18 protein-coding genes are annotated in these 19,223 nt (G+C 62.9%); 6 read left to right on the forward strand and 12 right to left on the reverse strand.

Annotated features, from left to right (window positions below; genetic code table 11):
• Positions 1-53: 53 nt before the first annotated feature.
• Positions 54-2,348, reverse strand: coding sequence for an EAL domain-containing protein (locus tag CO655_RS18895; RefSeq protein WP_097665893.1), 2,295 nt, complete (start codon positions 2,346-2,348; stop codon positions 54-56).
• Positions 2,349-2,439: 91 nt separating this feature from the next.
• Positions 2,440-2,997: an alpha/beta hydrolase gene (locus CO655_RS18900; RefSeq protein WP_064685495.1), complete on the reverse strand. Its 558-nt coding sequence runs from the start codon at positions 2,995-2,997 to the stop codon at positions 2,440-2,442.
• A 173-nt stretch (positions 2,998-3,170) separates the two neighbouring features.
• On the opposite strand from CO655_RS18900, the gene CO655_RS18905 reads away from it, so the two are divergent.
• Both CO655_RS18905 and CO655_RS18910 read left to right on the forward strand, forming a co-directional pair.
• Entirely contained in the window at positions 3,171-3,974 is an 804-nt protein-coding gene (locus tag CO655_RS18905; protein ID WP_097665895.1) for a DUF2189 domain-containing protein, read from the forward strand.
• A gap of 103 nt (positions 3,975-4,077) precedes the next feature.
• A complete protein-coding gene (locus CO655_RS18910; protein ID WP_097605137.1) occupies positions 4,078-4,557 on the forward strand; it encodes a low affinity iron permease family protein in 480 nt (159 codons plus the stop codon).
• A 199-nt stretch (positions 4,558-4,756) separates the two neighbouring features.
• Here the strand turns inward: CO655_RS18910 and purB are convergent, their stop codons facing one another.
• The 5 genes from purB to CO655_RS18935 form a co-directional block, all read right to left on the reverse strand.
• Complete coding sequence (gene purB / locus CO655_RS18915) at positions 4,757-6,064, reverse strand: adenylosuccinate lyase (protein ID WP_097605136.1); 1,308 nt, start codon at positions 6,062-6,064, stop codon at positions 4,757-4,759.
• 71 nt (positions 6,065-6,135) lie between these two features.
• Positions 6,136-6,621 carry a hypothetical protein gene (locus tag CO655_RS18920; protein ID WP_097665898.1) on the reverse strand — a complete coding sequence of 162 codons (486 nt, stop codon included), beginning with the start codon at positions 6,619-6,621 and terminating at the stop codon, positions 6,136-6,138.
• Between the two features lie 14 nt (positions 6,622-6,635).
• The gene (locus CO655_RS18925; RefSeq protein WP_097665900.1) at positions 6,636-7,361 is read right to left on the reverse strand and encodes a DUF2259 domain-containing protein; all 726 of its coding nucleotides are present in this window, start codon (positions 7,359-7,361) and stop codon (positions 6,636-6,638) included.
• A complete protein-coding gene (rpe, locus tag CO655_RS18930; protein WP_010028577.1) occupies positions 7,358-8,035 on the reverse strand; it encodes a ribulose-phosphate 3-epimerase in 678 nt (225 codons plus the stop codon). The genes CO655_RS18925 and rpe overlap by 4 nt, the downstream gene beginning before the upstream one ends.
• A gap of 62 nt (positions 8,036-8,097) precedes the next feature.
• Positions 8,098-9,180, reverse strand: a complete 1,083-nt coding sequence (locus CO655_RS18935) for an ABC transporter substrate-binding protein (protein ID WP_097665902.1) — start codon at positions 9,178-9,180, stop codon at positions 8,098-8,100.
• Positions 9,181-9,462: 282 nt separating this feature from the next.
• On the opposite strand from CO655_RS18935, the gene CO655_RS18940 reads away from it, so the two are divergent.
• Both CO655_RS18940 and CO655_RS18945 read left to right on the forward strand, forming a co-directional pair.
• The gene (locus CO655_RS18940; protein ID WP_097665904.1) at positions 9,463-9,957 is read left to right on the forward strand and encodes a flavin reductase; all 495 of its coding nucleotides are present in this window, start codon (positions 9,463-9,465) and stop codon (positions 9,955-9,957) included.
• Between the two features lie 32 nt (positions 9,958-9,989).
• The gene (locus CO655_RS18945) at positions 9,990-10,310 is read left to right on the forward strand and encodes a TfoX/Sxy family protein (protein ID WP_064705086.1); all 321 of its coding nucleotides are present in this window, start codon (positions 9,990-9,992) and stop codon (positions 10,308-10,310) included.
• Here the strand turns inward: CO655_RS18945 and CO655_RS18950 are convergent.
• The 5 genes from CO655_RS18950 to CO655_RS18970 form a co-directional block, all read right to left on the reverse strand.
• Positions 10,307-10,729: an NUDIX domain-containing protein gene (locus tag CO655_RS18950; RefSeq protein WP_097665906.1), complete on the reverse strand. Its 423-nt coding sequence runs from the start codon at positions 10,727-10,729 to the stop codon at positions 10,307-10,309. The two genes, CO655_RS18945 and CO655_RS18950, sit on opposite strands and share 4 nt — an antisense overlap.
• Positions 10,730-10,736: 7 nt before the next feature.
• Positions 10,737-12,254, reverse strand: coding sequence for a DEAD/DEAH box helicase (locus CO655_RS18955; protein ID WP_097605130.1), 1,518 nt, complete (start codon positions 12,252-12,254; stop codon positions 10,737-10,739).
• A gap of 157 nt (positions 12,255-12,411) precedes the next feature.
• Positions 12,412-13,734 carry a M23 family metallopeptidase gene (locus tag CO655_RS18960; RefSeq protein ID WP_010032566.1) on the reverse strand — a complete coding sequence of 441 codons (1,323 nt, stop codon included), beginning with the start codon at positions 13,732-13,734 and terminating at the stop codon, positions 12,412-12,414.
• 104 nt (positions 13,735-13,838) lie between these two features.
• On the reverse strand, positions 13,839-14,666 hold the full coding sequence (locus tag CO655_RS18965) for a ferritin-like domain-containing protein (RefSeq protein ID WP_097583905.1): 828 nt from the start codon (positions 14,664-14,666) through the stop codon (positions 13,839-13,841).
• Positions 14,663-15,136 (reverse strand): peroxiredoxin, encoded by a 474-nt coding sequence (locus CO655_RS18970; protein WP_010032565.1) that lies wholly within the window; start codon positions 15,134-15,136, stop codon positions 14,663-14,665. The genes CO655_RS18965 and CO655_RS18970 overlap by 4 nt, the downstream gene beginning before the upstream one ends.
• A 125-nt stretch (positions 15,137-15,261) precedes the next feature.
• On the opposite strand from CO655_RS18970, the gene CO655_RS18975 reads away from it, so the two are divergent.
• Both CO655_RS18975 and CO655_RS18980 read left to right on the forward strand, forming a co-directional pair.
• A complete protein-coding gene (locus tag CO655_RS18975; RefSeq protein WP_097665908.1) occupies positions 15,262-18,660 on the forward strand; it encodes an AsmA-like C-terminal domain-containing protein in 3,399 nt (1,132 codons plus the stop codon).
• 212 nt (positions 18,661-18,872) lie between these two features.
• Positions 18,873-19,154 (forward strand): hypothetical protein, encoded by a 282-nt coding sequence (locus tag CO655_RS18980; RefSeq protein WP_097665910.1) that lies wholly within the window; start codon positions 18,873-18,875, stop codon positions 19,152-19,154.
• The last annotated feature ends 69 nt before the right edge of the window (positions 19,155-19,223 follow it).

The raw sequence follows: 19,223 nt of genomic DNA on the forward strand, positions 1-19,223 counted from the left end.
CCTTTTCCTGTAGCGTGGAATGAAGGCGAAATGGCGGGCCGCTTATCCAGGTTTTATTTGGCAGCTCTGCTTGGCAGCACGCGGCCAAGCTGCGCCTGCAGGGCGCGAGCGGCAGTTTGCCCGTGACGCCAGCTGCCGGCGCGGACGAAGGAAGGGATCTGCATGGCCGGCATCGGCCGGGCGAGCGCATAGCCCTGCAGCATGTCGCAATCGAGTCCTTCGAGGATGCGGACGTGATCCGCAGTCTCGACGCCCTCGGCAATGACGCGGATGTTGAGCGAGCGGCCGATGTCGATGATCGAGCCGACCAGTTTGCGCTGCTCGGCCGATTGCGGCAGCAGGCGGATCAGCTCGCGGTCGATCTTCAGCGTCGTCGGGCTCAAGCGCAGCAGGCTGACGATCGAGGCATGGCCGGTGCCGAAATCGTCGATCTGGATGTCGATGCCGAGCTTGCGCAGCTTCTTGAGGTTGGCCGACACCAGCGCGTCGCAATCGTCGAGCGAGATCGATTCCAGCAGTTCGAAGGCGATGGCGCCGGGTTCGATCTTCAGGGCGCGGAGCTTCTTGCCGAGATCGGGATCGGCAAGCCGGCGGGCGGAAACGTTGACCGATACTTTTGGAATCGACAAACCATCCCTGATCCAGGCGCGGCGGTCGGCCAGGGCGCGCTCCAGGATCAGCGCATCGATCGTCGAGACGACGTCGAGATCCTCGGCGATATCGAGAAAGCGGTCGGGCGTCAAAAGCCCGTGCCGGGGATGCTGCCAGCGGGCGAGCGTCTCGACGCCGGTGACATCGAGGGTGCGGGCATCGAACTGCAATTGATAGAAGGGCACGAATTCGTTGCGCTCGAGGCCGATCAGAATCTCGTCGGCGAGCTGCTTGGCCGAGACGACATCGCTGCGGGCCGATGCCGAGAAGAATTCGAAGCGGTTGCGGCCCAGCCCCTTGGCGCGATAAAGCGCGATGTCGGCGTCGAGCAGGATTTGCTTGGCGTCGAGCCTGGCGCCGCTGTCGACGGCGATGCCGATGCTGGCGCCGAAACGGCAGTCGTGCCCCTCGTATCTGACGGGCTTGCGCAATTCGCGGATCACGCGTTCGGCAAGGCCGGCGATCTTTTTCGAGGCGGGATTGACGGCACAGAGGATGACGAATTCATCGCCGCCGATGCGCGCGACGAAATCGGCGGCACGGACGGAGTTTCTCAGCACATTCGCCGCGTGCTGCAGCATGGCGTCGCCGGCCCGGTGGCCAAGCGTGTCGTTGATCTGCTTGAAGCGGTCGAGATCGATGTGGAGGATCGCCAGGGCAAGGCCCTTGGCGCGGCATTCGGCCGAGCGCTCGTCCAGCATCTTGTCGAGATAGCGCCGGTTCGGCAGGGCGGTGAGGTAGTCATGCAGCGCCAGGTGCTCGATACTCTCCTTGGCGGCTTCGAGCTCGCGGTTGCGGGCTTCCGCCAGATCCTTGGCGCGCTGCAGCTCGTTGCGCAGTGCGACGTCCTCGGTGACGTCCCAGTTGGCGCCGATCAGCTTGCGGTGGCCGTTGCCATCGACGAAAAAGGCCGAGCGAGCACGGATGATGCGTTCGGCGCCGTCACCACGGATGATGCGATATTCCTGCTGGAAATCGCTGCCGCTTTCGACGCTGCGGCCGGCCAGGCCGAGCACGCGTTCGCGGTCGTCGGGATGCAGGCTTTTCGCCCAGGCATCGCCCGCGATCTGATGCGAGGCGCCCTGCAGGCCGTAAATGGCGATGAGGCGATCGTCCCATTCGACCGTATCATTCTCGATATCGGCCTCGAAGACGCCGATGTGGGAAATCGCCAACGCCAGGTCGAGCCGGCGCGACAGGCGCGACAGCGTCTCCTCGGCTTCCTTGCGGGCGGTGATATCGATATCCGTGCCGACGATGCGGGTCGGCACACCGTTCTCGTCCCATTCCACGCAGGCGCCGCGGCAGTCGATCCAGACCCATTGGCCGTCCCTGTGACGCTCACGATACTGGAAGATCTGATAATCCGGGTCGCCGGCGTTCTGGCGCTCGATGGCATGCGCGACGAATTCGCGGTCGTCGGGATGGACGAGCTGTAGCCAGGCATCGTAATCGCCGGAGACCTCCTCGTCGGGCGCCATTCCGCGAATGGTTTTCCACGTGGGCGAGTAATATTTCCGGTCGAGGCGGTAGTTGTGATCCCATACGCCGAGGCCCGAGCCGACCAGCGCATGGTTCCATCGGCTCTCCCGTTCCGCCAGTTCGGAATCGCCGGCTGCCCCGCCGACGCCTGCCGCAGCCGCTGTGGCATCGCCATGCGGGTTCTCGGCCTCTGGATGGGCTTTCTTCACGGGCATTCTCGCTTAATCATCTCAGGCGCAGTCTGCTGCCTTTCCATTAAGAAAGACTTAGAAAGCAATTGCTGAATTAACGAGAAGGCGGTTTTCCTCAATCAGCGGAGAGACGGCTCAGGAACTGGGCAAAGACCATGGTGCCCTCTGGCCAGGGACCGTGACCGGAATCGGCATTGATATGCCCGGCCTCGCCGGCATCGACGAGAAAGGAGCCCCAACTGCTGGCGATATCGTCGGCATGCTCGTAGCTGCCGAACGGATCGTTGCGGCTCGCCACGGTGATCGACGGGAAGGGCAGCGGCTCGCGCGGGTAGGGGCCGAAGGTCATCAGGTGCTTCGGGCGGATGTCGGGATTGGTGACATCGGGCGGGGCGACGAAGAAGGCGCCGGCCACCCGATTGCGGAAAAGCGGGATGGCGTGGATCGCCGAGGGCACGCCCAGCGAATGGGCGACGAGCACGACGGGCCGGGTCGAGGCGTTCACCTCCTCGGCGATGCGGGCGATCCAGTCCTCGCGGACCGGCTTCGTCCATTCGGCCTGTTCGACGCGCCGCGCCGTGCTGAGCTTCGCTTCCCAGCGGCTTTGCCAATGGCCGGGGCCGGAATTGGTATAGCCGGGGATGATGAGGATATCTGCGTCTGAGGCTTTCATAGTGCCGCCGATGTGAGAAAGCCCGTCGAAGATGTCAAGAGGGGCATCAAGGGAGAGAGCGACACGCGCCTTGATATTTGTTATATTGCTCCAGTGCCGGTTGCGGATTTCGTATCGGCTTGCCCGCCGATGCGTGCCGCCGCCGACCAATCTCGGCTGAGGAGGAGAAAGCCATGGCGGCATTTCATGTCATGACGGGTGCCAGCGAAAGCTTAGCGCGGCCCGTCGTCAATCGCATTGGCATTGCTGACGTCTTCGACGCGCTGAAGCGTGGGCTCGACGATTTTAAGGAAAAACCTTCGCATTATGTGTTCCTGTGCCTGATGTACCCGATCGCCGGCATCTTCCTGACGCTATGGACCTCCGGCGCCAATCTTCTGCCGATGGTCTTCCCGCTGATGTCCGGTTTCGTGCTGATCGGCCCGATCGCGGCGATCGGCCTTTATGAGATCAGCCGCCGGCGCGAGGAAGGCCTCGATACATCATGGACGCATGCACTCGAAGTGCGCCACTCGCCGGCACTGCCGTCGATCGTCGCGGTCGGGCTGATGCTTTTTGCCCTTTTCGTCGTCTGGCTGGTAACGGCACAGACGCTTTACACCAATCTTCTCGGAGAAGTGTTTCCGCGCTCCATGACAGATTTCACCCGCCAGGTTTTCGGAACGGCTGGAGGCCTGCAGCTGATCATCTGGGGCAATCTCATCGGCTTCGTCTTCGCGCTGGTGGTGCTGGCTATCTCCGTCATTACCTTTCCGCTGCTGCTCGACCGCGATGTCGGGGCCGTCGCCGCCGTCGTAACCTCGATTCGGGCCACGGTCGCCAATCCGGTGCCGGTGCTGCTCTGGGGCCTGATCGTCGCGGCACTGCTCGTCATCGGCACGATCCCGGTCTTTGCCGGGCTTGCGCTCGTCATCCCGATCCTCGGCCATGCGACCTGGCATCTCTATCGCAAGCTGGTTGCGCGGGAAGTCGCCTAAACAGAGCCTCATCCCTGGGGGTCGGATTCCGATTTCCCCGGGAACCTCAAACCTGCCTCGGAGTTCTTAGCGTAGGCTTCGAGGGAGGATTTCAGAGGTGACGATGAAACATCTGTTCGCCCGCTTCGCAACCAAGACATCGGAATGGGCGGGCAAGCCCGTCATCTTCATCCTGGCGCTGAGCATCGTCATCGTCTGGGCCGCACTCGGCCCCTTCTTCGACTATTCGGAAACCTGGCAGCTGATCATCAATACCGGCACGACGATCATCACCTTCCTGATGGTCTTCGTGCTGCAGAACGCGCAGACGCGCGACACGCGGGCGATCCAGGCCAAGCTCAACGAAATCATCCTGACGAGCCACGCCGAAAACCGCTTCATCGGCATCGAAAATCTTGACGAGGATGAGTTGAAACATCTCGACCGACTGGTCGCCAAGGCTGCCAAGGGCAGGGGCGAGACGGAGGCTTGCAGGACGACGGAAGCCGCAGAAACCGTTACGCCGAAAAAGACCGAGGCGCGCAAACGCCCTGGGAACGCTAAAGCCTCAAAGATGAAACAACGGCCGCTTGAGAAAAGCTAAATACAATCCAGGATCCTATTAAGAAGACGAATCCCACACGGGCGAGGCCAGACTTTCAATGCATGTCGCCCGGAGAGAGCGGTGGCTTCGGGGGGAGATGCATCAAAACAATGAGCTAAAACAACGGCTATACTGCCGGTTCATATGTGGCAGATCCTCGGCACAAGGCCGAGGATGACGCCGAGGGGTTGGGGTTCTCTCAAGCGTTCCCAAATACCCGCCGGAAAATCGTGTCGACATGCTTGGTATGATAGCCAAGGTCGAACTTCTCCCGAATATCCTCCTCGGAAAGCGCCGCGCGAACCTCGGTATCCGCCAGGAGCTCCTCCAAAAAGTCCTTGCCCTGTTCCCAGACCTTCATGGCGTTGCGCTGCACCAGGCGGTAGGCGTCTTCGCGGGAAGTGCCGGCCTGGGTCAGTGCCAGCAGGACGCGCTGGGAGTGGACGAGGCCGCGGAACTTGTTGAGGTTCTTCTCCATGTTCTCGGGGTAAACCAGGAGCTTTTCGATGACGCCGGCGAGGCGTGAGAGGGCGAAATCGAGGGTGACTGTGGCGTCGGGGCCGATCATGCGTTCGACGGAGGAGTGGGAGATATCGCGCTCGTGCCAGAGGGCGACGTTTTCCATGGCCGGCAGGGCGTAGGAGCGGACCATGCGGGCGAGGCCGGTCAGGTTTTCGGTCAGCACCGGGTTGCGCTTGTGCGGCATCGCCGAGGAGCCCTTCTGGCCGGGTGAGAAATACTCCTCCGCTTCCAGCACCTCGGTGCGCTGCAGATGGCGGATCTCGGTCGCCAGGCGCTCGATCGACGAGGCGACGACACCGAGGGTGGCGAAATACATGGCGTGGCGATCGCGCGGGATGACCTGGGTCGAGACCGGCTCGGCCTTCAGGCCAAGCGCCTCGGCGACATGTTCCTCGACGCGCGGATCGATATTGGCGAAAGTGCCGACGGCGCCCGAGATGGCGCAGGTCGCGACTTCTTCGCGGGCGGCGACGAGGCGCTGGCGGCAGCGCTCGAATTCGGCATAGGCGAGCGCCAGCTTGACGCCGAAGGTTGTCGGCTCGGCGTGGATGCCGTGCGAGCGGCCGATGGTGACGGTGTCCTTGTGTTCGAAGGCGCGGGTTTTCAGCGCCGCCAGCAGCCGGTCGAGATCGGCAATCAGGATATCGGTGGCGCGCACCAGCTGGACGTTGAAGCAGGTGTCGAGCACGTCGGACGAGGTCATGCCCTGATGGACGAAACGTGCATCCGGGCCGACGATTTCGGCCAGGTGGGTCAGGAAGGCGATGACGTCATGCTTGGTGACGGCCTCGATCTCATCGATGCGGGCAACGTCGAAGGTGGCGGCGCCGCCTTTTTCCCAGATCGTCCTTGCCGCCGATTTCGGGATGACGCCGAGTTCGGCCAGCGCGTCGCAGGCATGCGCCTCGATCTCGAACCAGATGCGGAACTTGGTTTCGGGAGACCAGATGGCGACCATTTCGGGCCGGGAATAACGCGGGATCATGGGCGGCTGCCTTCAATTCAAGAGGTTAAGCATCAATGTATGCGCCCCTGTAGCAAAGACGGGCGGCAATCTCAACGCATGCGTTTGGCAAGATAATAGCTGCTGACGACAAGGCAGACGAGACCGAGCGGCAGGAAAAGGCGCAGACCGATCACCAGGAACTGATAGACGGCGCTGATGCTGGTGAAGATGAACTGGAAGACCCAGATGCCGCTTCCGAAGGGCGCGTGCCAGCGCGAATAGAAGATCCGATATTCCATCGCGAAGAGGAAAGCCGTCATCGCGATCGTGGCCGCGATCAGCGTCACGAAAAAGGCGGCGAAACGCGCCTCCGGCGGCTTGCCATAGGCGAGGAAGCGGGCGGCCGGCAAAGCGAAGGGCCAGGCGAGCAGGCCGCCGAGGAAATAGAGCGCGGCGACTTCGGCAAGCCGGCTCGTCTCCAGCCCGTTGCGCAGATAGAGACCCAGCATAGCCGAGACGAGCATCTGCACGGCCCAAAGCAAGGCGCCGAGGATCAGATCGGAGTAGGGCGGCCATGCCGCCCTGAGGCGCTCCATGTCGGGCAACCAGCTCAGGGATGAACCGGAACGGCGATCCAGCGCCCGTTCCTTTGCGCATCGAAGGCCAGGACCAGGGCGATATGAACCTGGTTTGCGGCGTCCGGCTGATAGACGACGGCGCCGCCGATCCTGTATTCGACCGAACATGCGCGCTCGGCCGGAACCGTTTGCACCTGGCGCGCTGCCTGCCGGTTCGGAGTGCCTTCCTTCTCGATCATCTGCAGGCTGAAGCCGAGGACCCGCTTGGCGATCGCCGCGCAGTCCTTCGGCACCGCGATCGGCAACTCGCCGAGCGAAAGCGTATAGGGCGATTTCGGCGGGCCGTCGCTCGCAAGCGTGGTGTAGCGTAGCGTCTTTGCGGGTGAGCCGAGTTCGGTCGGCGGATTGAAGGCGGCGATCAGGCCGGGGTTGGTCAGGAGATCGTATTTGTCCATCTGGCCGCGCGCCGCCGTGAGATTCTGCCGCCGCGCCTTGGAAAGATTGGCGTCCTTGTCGGTCAGCTCGGTGCGGAAGGGCGTGCCCTCGAGATACTGGCCCTTATCGGTATCGATGAAATAGGTGTTGGAATAGGGAACATTGCTGCCCTCCTTGAGGCCGAACTCCTGGAATGCGAAGACCTTGCCGTCGGCGGAAAAGCCGATCGGCTGGATGCTGGCAATGTCGCCGGCAAGTGACACGCCAGGCAAGCCGGCGAGTGCGGCGGCGAGCAGGCCGCCTGAGAAAAGCTGCTTCTTCATGCTCGTCCCCCTTCGGCTGCCTGACGCAGATCGGTGACGGTCCGGCGATAGTCCTCAACCGTATCGCCCTTGAAAATCGCCGAGCCGGCGACGAGGACGTTGCCGCCGGCGCGCGCGATTGCCGGCGCCGTTTCCACAGTGACGCCGCCGTCGACCTCAAGCTCGATCGGCCTGTCACCGATCAGCGACTTTGCCGCCGCGATTTTGGCTGCCATCGCCGGAATGAACTTCTGTCCACCGAATCCGGGATTGACCGACATGATGAGGATGAGGTCGACATCGTCGAGCACGTTCTCGATGGCGCTGAGCGGGGTTGCCGGATTGAGCGTCACCCCGACTTTCTTGCCGAGATTGCGGACGGTCTGCAGAGACCGATGCAGATGCGGCCCGGATTCGGCATGGACGGTGATGCGGTCGCAGCCGGCCTTGGCGAAGGCTTCGAGATAGTCGTCGACCGGCGAGATCATCAAGTGGCAGTCGAAAGTGGCGTCCGTATAGGCGCGCAGCGACTTGATGACATCGGGGCCGAAGGAGATGTTCGGCACGAAATGCCCGTCCATCACGTCGAGGTGGATCCAGTCGGCCCCGGCGGCGGTGACATTGCGCACCTCCTCGCCGAGCCTGGCGAAATCCGCCGCGAGGATCGAGGGGGCAATGCGAATGGGCAGCGTCATCAAGTCTTACTCCGTATGGGCGTCAGCCGAGCTCGGCGCCGGAATTCAAGGCTGGCCGCCGCTCATTGCGTCGGCGCAGCCGGTGGAAAAAAGCCGTTGCCGCGCCATTCGAGCAGGCGGTACGGGTTTTGCGAAAGTTCATGCGTGCCGGTGAAGGCGACGGCACCGACCGGGGTCTGGAATGTCGTGCCGAGCAGTGTCTCCTGCAGGGGCTTGCCGGCCGCAGCGGCGGCTTCGGCTGCCTGGCCGGCAATCAATGCCGCCGCCAGCGACGGCAGGACATAACCTTCCGGCTCGATCCCTTTGGCGCGCAACGTTTCGGCCGCCGCCGCGGCTTCCGGCAGAACGGAATATTCGGGCAGGGCGACGGCGCGCACGCCGGACCCGAGCGGCAGCGGCTGATCGGCGGCGCGCATGGCGTCGCCGCCGAGGATGGAGAGCGGGATGTTCTCGGCTTCCGCGTCGCGGGCAATGACGGCGATGTCGTTACGGTCACCACCGACGAAGACCCTGGTGGCGCCGGCCCGTTTCAGCCGGCGGACAAGAGCGATCTGTTGTTCCTGCCCCGGGCGATAGGTATCGGTGAAGACCGGTTTCAGGCCGTTCTGTTCCAGCGCGTTGCGCACCGCTTCCGTCAGTTCGCGGCCGTGAATGGTGCCGTCCTCGATCAGGGCGATCGGATCGGCAGCCCAGTTCTTCAGGATCATTTCGTTAATCTTTGCCGCCTCGGCGCCATCGGCAGGCGCCATGCGGAAGAGCGGCCAGCCGTTTTTCAGCGCGTCCTCCATCAGGATGCGCGAGCGCACGGAGACGGTGATCGCCGGAATGCCGGCATCCTTCAGCTTCGGCAGGGCGCCTTCCAGTGTCTCGCTGCAGAGAAAGCCGACGGCGATCTGCACCTTGGCCGCGACAAGCGCATCGCCGACTGCCGCGCCGCTATTCTCCTCGCAGGTCTCGTTGACGGCGACGAGCGTATTGCCCGACTGCTGGATCTCGAAACCGGCGCCGGCGGCAATCTGTGCGCCGAGCAGGGCGAGCGGGCCATTCTGGGGCGCGACGACGCCGATCGTCACGCCGGCCGCATGGCCTTGCGCCGCCGCTCCCAGCAGCATCAGAACGGCTGCTATGCCACGCAGGTTGATCATGAAAGGCGGAGATCCCTAGCCATCGTCCATGCCCTTTTATCCGCAAGGCCGCGATCGTCAAAGAAAAACAAGCGTAACCCAATGCTTTTCACCGGTCCTATTGTAGAAAAGGTAACCCATGCTCGCCATATTGGCGCGATGGAAAGTCGAACTGCAGCGCAGGACGTCCTTTCGGTGACGCAAAGGACGCTGCAGCACTTTAAATTGCCGCCTAATTTTGTCCTCAAATCGATTCCGATTTATGGATGTATGCAGTCGGCAGAAGAGCGTACGGAGAAGCAGTTGTTGAACAGGCAGCATATCGACCCCGGCCTTTATCGCGATGCCATGAGCCGTTATGCCGGCCATGTGCAGCTCGTGACGACGGTGATGGAAGGCATACGCCGGGGCGTCACCATCACCGCCGCCTGCTCGGTCTCGGATAATCCGGCCTCGGTGCTGATCTGCCTCAACAACACCAATCCGAAGAACGAGATTTTTTTCCGCAGCGGTATCTTCGTGCTGAATACGCTCGGCGCTCACCACCAGGGCGTTGCCGATGCTTTCTCCGGACGCACGGCGCTTGCCGATGACGAACGCTTCGCCAGCGCCCGTTTCGACACGCTTGTCACCGGCGCGCCGGTCCTTGCCGATGCGCTTGCCGCCTTCGATTGCCGGGTGACCGACATCAAGGAAATGCCGACGCATAACGTCATCTTCGGCGAAGTCGCCGCCGTCCGCTTCAGTGAGAAGCATCCGGCGCTCATCTATATGAACCGGGATTATCACACGCTGTGATCGGAGCAGCGGAGATTTTGAGGGAATAGAGAATGGACAATGCCGGGATCGAGGAAATGTTTCAGGGGCTCGGCCCAGTCACGATCAAGCGCATGTTCGGAGGCAAAGGCATTTATCACCTCGGGCGCATCGTTGCAGTCGAAGTGCGCGACGAGATGCTGCTGAAGGCCGACGAGACAAGCGCCCCGGAATTTGCCGCCGCCGGCGCCACGCAATGGGCCTATGAGGGCAAGAAGGGCAAGCCGGTGAAGATGCCCTACTGGTCGATCCCCGAAGAGGCTTACGACGATCCCGATCTGATGGCGAAATGGGTAAGGCTTGCCTATGAGGCGGCGCTACGCGCCGAGAGCTAACCGCGTTTGATTGCGGGCAGCGCTGATATCGCCGCCTTGGTGAACGCCGATAGCGGCTCGGGCAGATCCGTCAGCGAAAACCAGCCGAAATCCGAAAGTTTGTCCGGTTCGGTCAATTGCGGCTCGCCTTCCACATCGCGGGCGAGATAAAGGATGGAAATCCAGTGCTGGCGGTCGGCATCGATGATCTGTTCGGTCACGGCGAGCCGTTCGATCCGGCCGATCTTGAGGCCGGTTTCTTCCTCGGCCTCGCGACGTGCGGCTTCTTCAGCCGGCTCCATGTGATCGACCTTGCCGCCGACAATGTTCCAGTAGCCGGCTTCAGGCGGATTCACGCGTTTATACAGAAGGATCTTGTCGTCTCGCAGGATCACCAGACCAACGCCGAGGCCCGGGAAATCATGGCCGGGCCTGCCCATTGGATGTTCAGACCTTGGCGCTGCCGGCGATCAGCATGAAGGCGGGGATGTCGTCGCCGAAACCGACCGGGGTCGGGCCGTCGTCGTGATCGCGATGACGGCGGCGGTCGCGGCTGTCGTCGTTTGCCGGGTAAGGCCGATTGTTGCGCGCATTGTTTTGCGGCTTCTGCTCTGCTTTGCGCTCGTTCTTCAAGACTTCGGCCCTTGCTGGTGCTGCTTCGATCACTTGGACGTCATTATCCTGTATGTCGTTATCAGATTTATGACTCGCAGCGCCACGATTGCCGCGCCCGCGCCCACGATCCCTCTCGCCCCGCTCACCCTTTGCGCCGCGGTCGCGGCTGTTGCGCCGCGGGCGCTCGTTGTCGGCGCTTTCTTCGGCCGGTGGCAGCGAATTCACATCGCCGCTCAGCCATTCGACCTTTTCGCCGATCAGCTTCTCGATCGCATCGACGAATTTGGTGTCACGCTTGGTCACGAGCGTAAAGGCGGCGCCCGACCGGCCGGCACGGCCGGTGCGGCCGATGCGGTGGACATAATCCTCGGAATGGATCGGCACGTCGAAATTGAAGACGTGGCTGACATCGGGAATGTCGAGGCCGCGGGCGGCAACGTCGGAGGCGACCAGCAGCTGGAGATTGCCGTCACGGAAGCTCTGCAGCATCATCGTGCGGGAACGCTGATCCATGTCGCCATGCAGCGCACCAACGGAGAAGCCGTGGCGCTCCAGCGAACGGAAGAGATCGGCGACGTCCTTCTTGCGGTTGCAGAAGATGATGGCGTTCTTCAGTTCGCCCTGGGCGCGCACCAGTTCGCGCAGAACCGCGCGCTTCTCGTAATCCTTGCTGTGCGAGGCAACGAAGCGCTGCGTCACGGTCTTGGCGGCCGATGCCGGCTTTGCCACCTCGATGCGCTCGGGATTTTGCAGGAAGCGGTCGGCGAGCTTCTGGATCTCCGGCGGCATGGTTGCCGAGAAGAACAGCGTCTGGCGGGTGAAGGGGATGAGCTTGGCGATGCGCTCGATATCGGGGATGAAGCCCATGTCGAGCATGCGGTCGGCTTCGTCGATGACGAGGATTTCGACGCCGCTCATGAGCAGCTTGCCGCGCTCGAAATGGTCGAGCAGGCGGCCGGGCGTGCAGATCAGCACATCGGCGCCGCGCTCAAGCTTGCGGTCCTGGTCTTCGAAGGACACGCCGCCGATCAGCAGGGCGACGTTCAGACGGTGGTTCTTGCCGTACTTCTCGAAATTCTCGGCGACCTGGGCAGCGAGTTCGCGGGTCGGCTCGAGGATCAGCGTGCGGGGCATGCGCGCGCGGGCGCGGCCCTTTTCCAATAGCGACAACATCGGCAGAACGAAGGATGCCGTCTTGCCGGTTCCGGTCTGCGCGATGCCACAAATATCGCGGCGTTCGAGCGCAAAGGGAATGGCCCCCGCCTGAATAGGCGTGGGGATCGTATAGCCCGCGTCGGTAACAGCGGATAACACTTTTTGGCTCAAGCCAAGGTCAGCAAATGTCGTCAAAGGGAAAACTGTTTCCGTTCCGGTTCGGCCGAGCTCTGAACGAGTCGGCGGGATTGCATGCCGCAATGCAGCGCGACATAGCCCCGAATGGCCGGCAAGTCAAGAAATAGAGAGGGCGCACTCCCTGCAGAGTGAAGCGATGGTTACCTGACGGCTATTACTTGATGTAGGTGGCGAGTTTAAGTCCGGCATTCATGAAATATACTGGATCGACCGCCTGGCCGTTCTGGCGCACTTCATAGTGCAGATGGGTGCCGGTTGAGCGGCCGGTACTGCCGGCAAGACCGATGACATCGTTGCGGCCGACCGTGTCGCCGACCTTGACGAGAACCTGTGACATGTGGCCGTAGCGCGTCGAGATTCCGTTACCGTGGTCGACCTCGACCATATTGCCGTAGCCGCCGGTCCAGCCGGCGGCGATGACCTTGCCGGGCGCCGTCGGGCGGATTCTCTCGCCCGGCGAAAAGCGGAAGTCGATGCCGGAATGCAGCGCCAGGCGGCCGAGGAACGGGTCGCGGCGGTTGCCGAAGGGGCTGGTGACGTCCTTGCCGATGGCGGGGTTGCGGAAGGGCAGGGATTCGGCGGTGCTGCGCACGGCCTCCAGCCGGGTCAGCGCGCCGTCGAGGGCGGCCAGCGAATTGTTGAAGTCGTCGTTGCTCTCTGGTTCGAGATAGGGGCCGCCGACGGCGCTCTCCTCCTCCTGCCTGGCGGCGGCCGTCTCCTCAGGCACAGGAATCTTGAAGCGGGTCAGCACGGTCTCGATGGCGCTGGCGGCGTGGCCGGCGTCACTCGTCAGCTGTTCGACGCGGTTGCGCTGGTCTTGCTCGACATCCTTCAGCGACAGCGTCACCTTGGAGAAGACGCGATCGGCGCGGTCGCCGACCGTCTCGGCGGACGGCGCATAGGCAAGCGTCGAATTGCCGGGCATCGCGTCGGCGGGCGCTCCGCTCGCCAGCTGTCTCTCGATCGCCTCGATGCCGCCGGTGAGCGAAGCGCGCTTGTCCTTGATATCGGGGGCAAAGGACTGGACGGGCAGTGACGGCGCGGGCTGGGTGCCGTCCTTTTCCGTCAGGCCGGAACTTTCGGCGCGGTCGAGCAGATTGTCGAGCTTGCCGTGGCGCGAGGTGAGCGCCAGCTGCTGCTCCATCAGCTTGTCGACCTTGTCCTCGACCACCTGCTGGTCAAGAAGCTGGCGGGAGGTGATGCGGTCGACCTGGGCGCGTAGGGCGGCGATGCGGTCCTCGTAGTCATGCTGCATGCGCGCCTGGCGCGCCATGGTGGCGCCGATCAGGTCGTCGCGCAGCACGAGGTAGGAGGTCGCCAGCAGATAGCCGATCGAGAAGACGCCGACGAAGCAGAAGGCAAGCGCCGCCATCCACGGCCGGACCGTCATGTGGCGCACCTTGTCGCCGCTTGCCAGGATGAGGATGTGTTCCTGCGCCCGCCTGCCGAATACCCGGTGCTGATGTCCGCTGTTCACGCAGGCTCTCCCGATTGATGCTCTACGCCTCTTTCGGAAATTAGACACCGTTATGGTTAATGAATGCTTTCGCAGCCGCCATTTGCGTCAGAAAATCAATCACCTCAGGCGTGGCTGATCGATGCCAGCGAGCGGTAGAAAGACGGCGTCAGCCCGGCTTCGGCACGGGCGAGATCGTTGAAGGGCGGCTTCAGCGGCCCGCGGAAATTGGCGCGCACCAGCTCCTGGAAGGCCTTTGCCGGATCGCGCTTTTCGCGGGCGCAGAGGAAGCGGAACCATTTGGCGCCGACGGCGACATGGCCTTTTTCGTCGTTATAAATGACGTCGAGCACGGCAGCGCTTTCGAGATCGCCCGTCTCGCGCATCTTGGCCTGCAGCGACGGTGTGACGTCGAGGCCGCGGGCTTCGAGAATCAGCGGCACGACGGCGAGCCTTGCCGTCAGGTCGTTGCGCGTCGAATGGGCCGCCTGCCACAACCCGTCATGGGCGGGAAGATCGCCGTAATCGGCGCCGAGATCGTTGAGGCGGGCGCGTACCATGCGGAAATGTTTCGCCTCCTCGAAAGCGACCTGCATCCAGCCGTCGAAGAAGGAATTCGGCACCTGTTCGGTCGCGAATCGGGCAACGATATCGAGCGCCAGGTCGACGGCGTTGAGCTCGATATGGGCGATGGCATGCAGCAGGGCGATCCGGCCTTTCAGCGTGTGCAGCGAGCGTTTCTCCACCTGGGTCGGCGGCGTCAGCACCGGTTTGTCGGGACGGCCGGGCCTTTCCGGCAGGGCGGCGTCGAGTGGTGAGCGCAGCGACACCCGGCGGGCGAACCAGCGGGTGGCGCTTTCCTGGGCAAGGGCCGTTTTGCGGTCGAGATCGGCCGAACGGATGGCGTCAATGGCGCCGCCGCGCAACGAGCTTATCGCGAAATCACCGGTCACGCGGCCAGATTCCTGACGGCCTCGAGCACGGTTTCGGCATGGCCCTGCACCTTCACCTTCTGCCAGATCGTGGCGATCGTGCCATCCTGGCGGATGAGGAAAGTGGTGCGCTCGACGCCCATGAAGTTGCGGCCGTACATGCTCTTTTCCTTCCAGACGCCATAGGCCTGCAGCGTCGTCTTGTCCTCGTCCGAGGCGAGCGCCACCGAAAGACGGTGCTTCCTGATGAACTTGTCATGGCAGGCGGCCGAATCGGGCGACATGCCGATCACGGCGGCACCGGCTGCTTCGAACTCCGGCGCCAGCGCCGTGAAAGCCAGCGATTCGGCAGTACAGCCCGTCGTGTCATCCTTGGGATAGAAGAACAGCACCAGCGGCTTGCCGTGAAAATCGGACAGCGAGATACGGCCGCCGCCGTCGCGGGGGAGATTGAAATCGGGGGCCAGGGCACCGATGCCGGGAACCGCCATTGGGAAAACCTTTCTTTTGCCGGGTTTGTGGATGACACTCTCTCTCCCCGAATTATATAGTGGACGGAAACCCGTCCAGCATGGCCGGGTTCAATTCTTCGATTTAAGGGAGAGCCCGAAGGCGCATGTCAGCCATCCGCGGCGAAAAGGTCACGTTTCGCAAGAAGGATATCGTTGCGCTGGACCGCTTGCCGTCCGCCCAGGCCGAGGATCCGATCATCGTTTATTGCCCGCCGCCGCGTTCACCGATGCGCCGCACGGCGAAGCTGACCTTGGGATTTCTGGGACTGATTCTCCTGATCCTCGGCGCCATCGTCTTCACCGTCGAGAGCGGCATGTTCGACAAGCCGCTGTCGCAGCAGGCGCAGGCGGCGTTGAACGGCGTGGCCGGACCGCGCTACCGCGCCGAAGTCGGCTCCACCGTCATCCGATTCACCTCTGACTTCCGGCTGGCGCTCGAAGCGCGCAACGTCAATATGATCGACCAGCAGAGCGGCCAGCACTTGTCGACGACGGGTTCGGTGCGGCTGGGGCTCGATCCGCTGCAGCTTTTCCGCGGTCGTATCGCCGTCGCCGATATCGAAGCGGAGGACATCGCGCTCGACACCGCGCTTCTGCCCTCCGGCAACCCCGTCAAGCTCGACGATCTGCGCATCGACGCCATGCCGGCGGCGATGGAGAGGATCTTCTCGCAGCTCGACATGTTCGACAGCATCGTGACACGCGGCTCGACCAATTCCGTGCGCATCTCCGGCATCGACGTCAAATTGGCCGATACCGCAAACGGCCCGTTATCGCTCGTCGTCGACAATCTCGTCTTTGCGCATGCCGGGCCATCCTCGCTGCAATTGCGAGGTGAGGTTGCGCTGAACGGCGAGGTGGCCGAGCTCGACGTGCTGGCCGAGAAGGACGGCGGCCGGGTGTCGAAGCTGGTGGCGACGCTCAACCACGCCGACCTCACGCCCTTTGCGTTGAAACGCAACGATCAGGGCGTGATACGGCAGGGGCTCAGTGCCTTCGTCGACCTGACAGTGTCGGCGACCAGGGAGCGCGACGGCGTGCAGCCGGCGCTTGCCGCAACGGTCGATATCGATCCCGGCCTGATTTATGCGGATGGCGATCCTCAGGAGCTGTCGGGTGGGCAGATCAACCTCGCCTATGATTTCGCCAAGCAGACGCTCGAGATCGCCAAGTCGAACGCCCGGTTCGGCGCGACCACGGTTCCCATCAACGGCGCGCTGATTGATCTCGACAAGCTCGACCCGCAGGCCGGCAAGGGCTTCGGCATCGACCTGCTGGTCAGCGGCGGCACCGCCGCGCCTGGCGCCTCCGGCGAACAGCCACTCTCCTTCGATATCCAGGCGACCGGGCGCTATCTGGTCGCCGGCCGGGAATTTCTGTTTCCCAACATGACCGTTTCCAGCCCGCTCGGCGCGCTCTACGGGGCGTTGCACGTCAGGCTCGGCGATAAGTCGCCGGAAATCAGCTTTGCCGGGCAGTCCAGAGAGCTGCAGACGACGGCGATCAAGCAGCTCTGGCCGTTCTGGATGGCGCCCAAGGTACGCACATGGGTGCACGGCAATCTCTTCGGCGGCACCGTCACAGACGCTGCCATATCCGTCTTCATTCCGTTCGGACGGCTTGACGAGGCAGCCGGCGGCAAGGGATTGAAGCTCGACGCCAACCAGATCCGCATCGGCTTCGACATTGCCGGCGCGCGGATGAACGTGGCCGGCGACATTCCGCCGGTGCGCGATACGGCGGCGCATTTCGATCTGACTGGCCCGGTTGCGACGATTTCGATCAAGAGCGGCACCTCCTATTTCCCCTCCGGCCGGTCCGTCGGTCTCGGGCAGGGAACGTTCGTCATCCCTTCCGCCTACGACAAACCGCTGATGGCCGATATCGATCTTGCGGTCTCCGGTGCGGCGGACGCCGTCGGCGAGCTCCTGACCTACAAACCGATCCGGGTGCTGCAGCGCGCCGGCTTTACGCCCGACGATTTCAAGGGACACATCGACGCGAATGTGAAGGCGCATTTCGGACTGCTGTCGTCGCAAAACCCGCCGCCGGCCGAGTGGAAGGCCGCCATGAAGCTCGCCGACGTCGATCTGGCCAAGCCGTTTTCCGGCCGCACGATCAGCAATGTCAGCGGCATGCTGAATGGCGATCCGAAGCAGATCACGCTCGACGCCAAGGGCGAGATCGACGGCATTCCCGCCGAGATCGATCTGACTGAGCCGGTCGAAGCGTCGTCTGGCGTGGAGCGGCAGCGCGTGATCACAGCGACACTCTCGGATGATCAGCGCAGCAAGGTGATGCCGGGGCTTTCCGATATCGTCAGGGGTAACCTGAAGATGGTGCTGACGCGGATAGACGACGACCGGCAAGATGTTCAGCTTGACCTCACCAAGTCGATGCTCGACCTGCCTTGGATCGGCTGGTCGAAAGGCAGCGGTATTGCCGCATCCGCGGAATTCGAGATGTCCGGCCCGCCCGAAAATACTGAGATCAAGAATTTCCGGCTGAAGGGGGACGGCTTCGGCGCCACTGGATCGCTGAACGTCGGCAAGACGGGCCTAATCTCCGCGGATTTCGACAGCGTCAGGCTCTCCTCGCTCGATGACTTCGCCTTGTCGGTGAAGCGCAGCAAGGGCAATTTCGACGTCTCCGTTTCAGGAACCAGCGCAGATGCGCGGCCGGTCATCGCGCGATTGAAATCGGGCTCGGACAGCGACGAGGGCGGCGATAGCGACAATATCGGCGTGTCGGTGCGGGCCAAGCTGAAAAACGTCGTCGGTTTCAATGACGAAAAGGTCGGCAATTTCCAGGCACAGGTGTCACTGCGCGGCGACAAGCTGCAGGCTCTGAATTTTTCCGGCGTTACCGACAGCGGCGAGGCCGTCGTCAGCCAGATGAAGGATGGCGGCGTCATCAATATCACCAGCGGCGATGCCGGCGCGATTTCGCGTTTCGCCGATCTCTACCAGCACATGCAGGGCGGCCTGCTCAACCTGGCGATCCGGTTGGGTGCTGAGGGCGGCTGGGACGGCTCGCTCGATGTGCGCCGTTTCTCGATCGTCAACGAACAGCGCCTGCGCTCGATCGTCTCGACACCCGTCGGAAACGAGCAGCGCAGCCTCAACGAGGCCGTCAAACGCGACATCGACACTTCATCGCAACGCTTTCAGCGCGGCTTTGCCCGCATCGTTTCGCGGGGTGGCATGATCGGCATCGAGAACGGGGTGCTGCGCGGCGACCAGATCGGCGCGACCTTCCAGGGCGTGGTGCGCGACCGCAAGGGCAATATGGACATGACCGGCACCTTCATGCCGGCCTACGGCCTCAATCGCCTCTTCGCCGAACTGCCGCTGATCGGCGTCATTCTCGGCAACGGCAGCGACCGCGGCCTGATCGGCATCACCTTCAAGCTGACCGGCAAGTTCGATCAGCCGAACCTGCAGATCAACCCGCTGTCGATCATCGCGCCCGGTGTCTTCCGGCAAATCTTCGAGTTTCAGTGAGACGGGCAAGGCAGAAGCGCTAAATCTCTTGCGCCTGAGAGATCGTCGAGATCGTTGATCGTGCCGGCGCCCCCAATCCATCTGGTCGCAAATCCCGGCGGGCGGAAAAGGTTCGATCAGGCAAGTCGAATAGTGATGCTTTGCTTATTTTAGATAACTCTGATGTAATGTGAATCCGGCAAACAACGGTCGGCGCAATGTCGGAGGATGCCATGCAGTGCGCTCGGACAGTCTCTTTCATATCGGTCGCGGTGATCGCCGCTGCAGCAGGCGAGGCTTCGCAGTCTGCGGATAAGGGCGCGCGGCTGAGGTCGCCGGAGCTCATCCGTTCCGCCCATGTGCTGACAGTCCCCCTCGATGCGACCGTGACGCCGCCGACGTTCTCGATCAGCTGGTGGTCACGCGTGACGCGCGCACCAGACGTCGACCCGCCACCCTATGTCTTCCGGGAGGCTGAACGATCGGACGCGACATCTCAGCCTGGCGGCGAGTGAGGGGCGCGCGCCAACTGCAAAATTGGGCAAAGAAAAAGCCGGCGCGGACGCCGGCTTTGATATCCGTTC

The organism is Rhizobium sp. M1 (assembly GCF_002531805.1).
Taxonomy (GTDB): Bacteria; Pseudomonadota; Alphaproteobacteria; order Rhizobiales; family Rhizobiaceae; genus Rhizobium; species Rhizobium etli_C.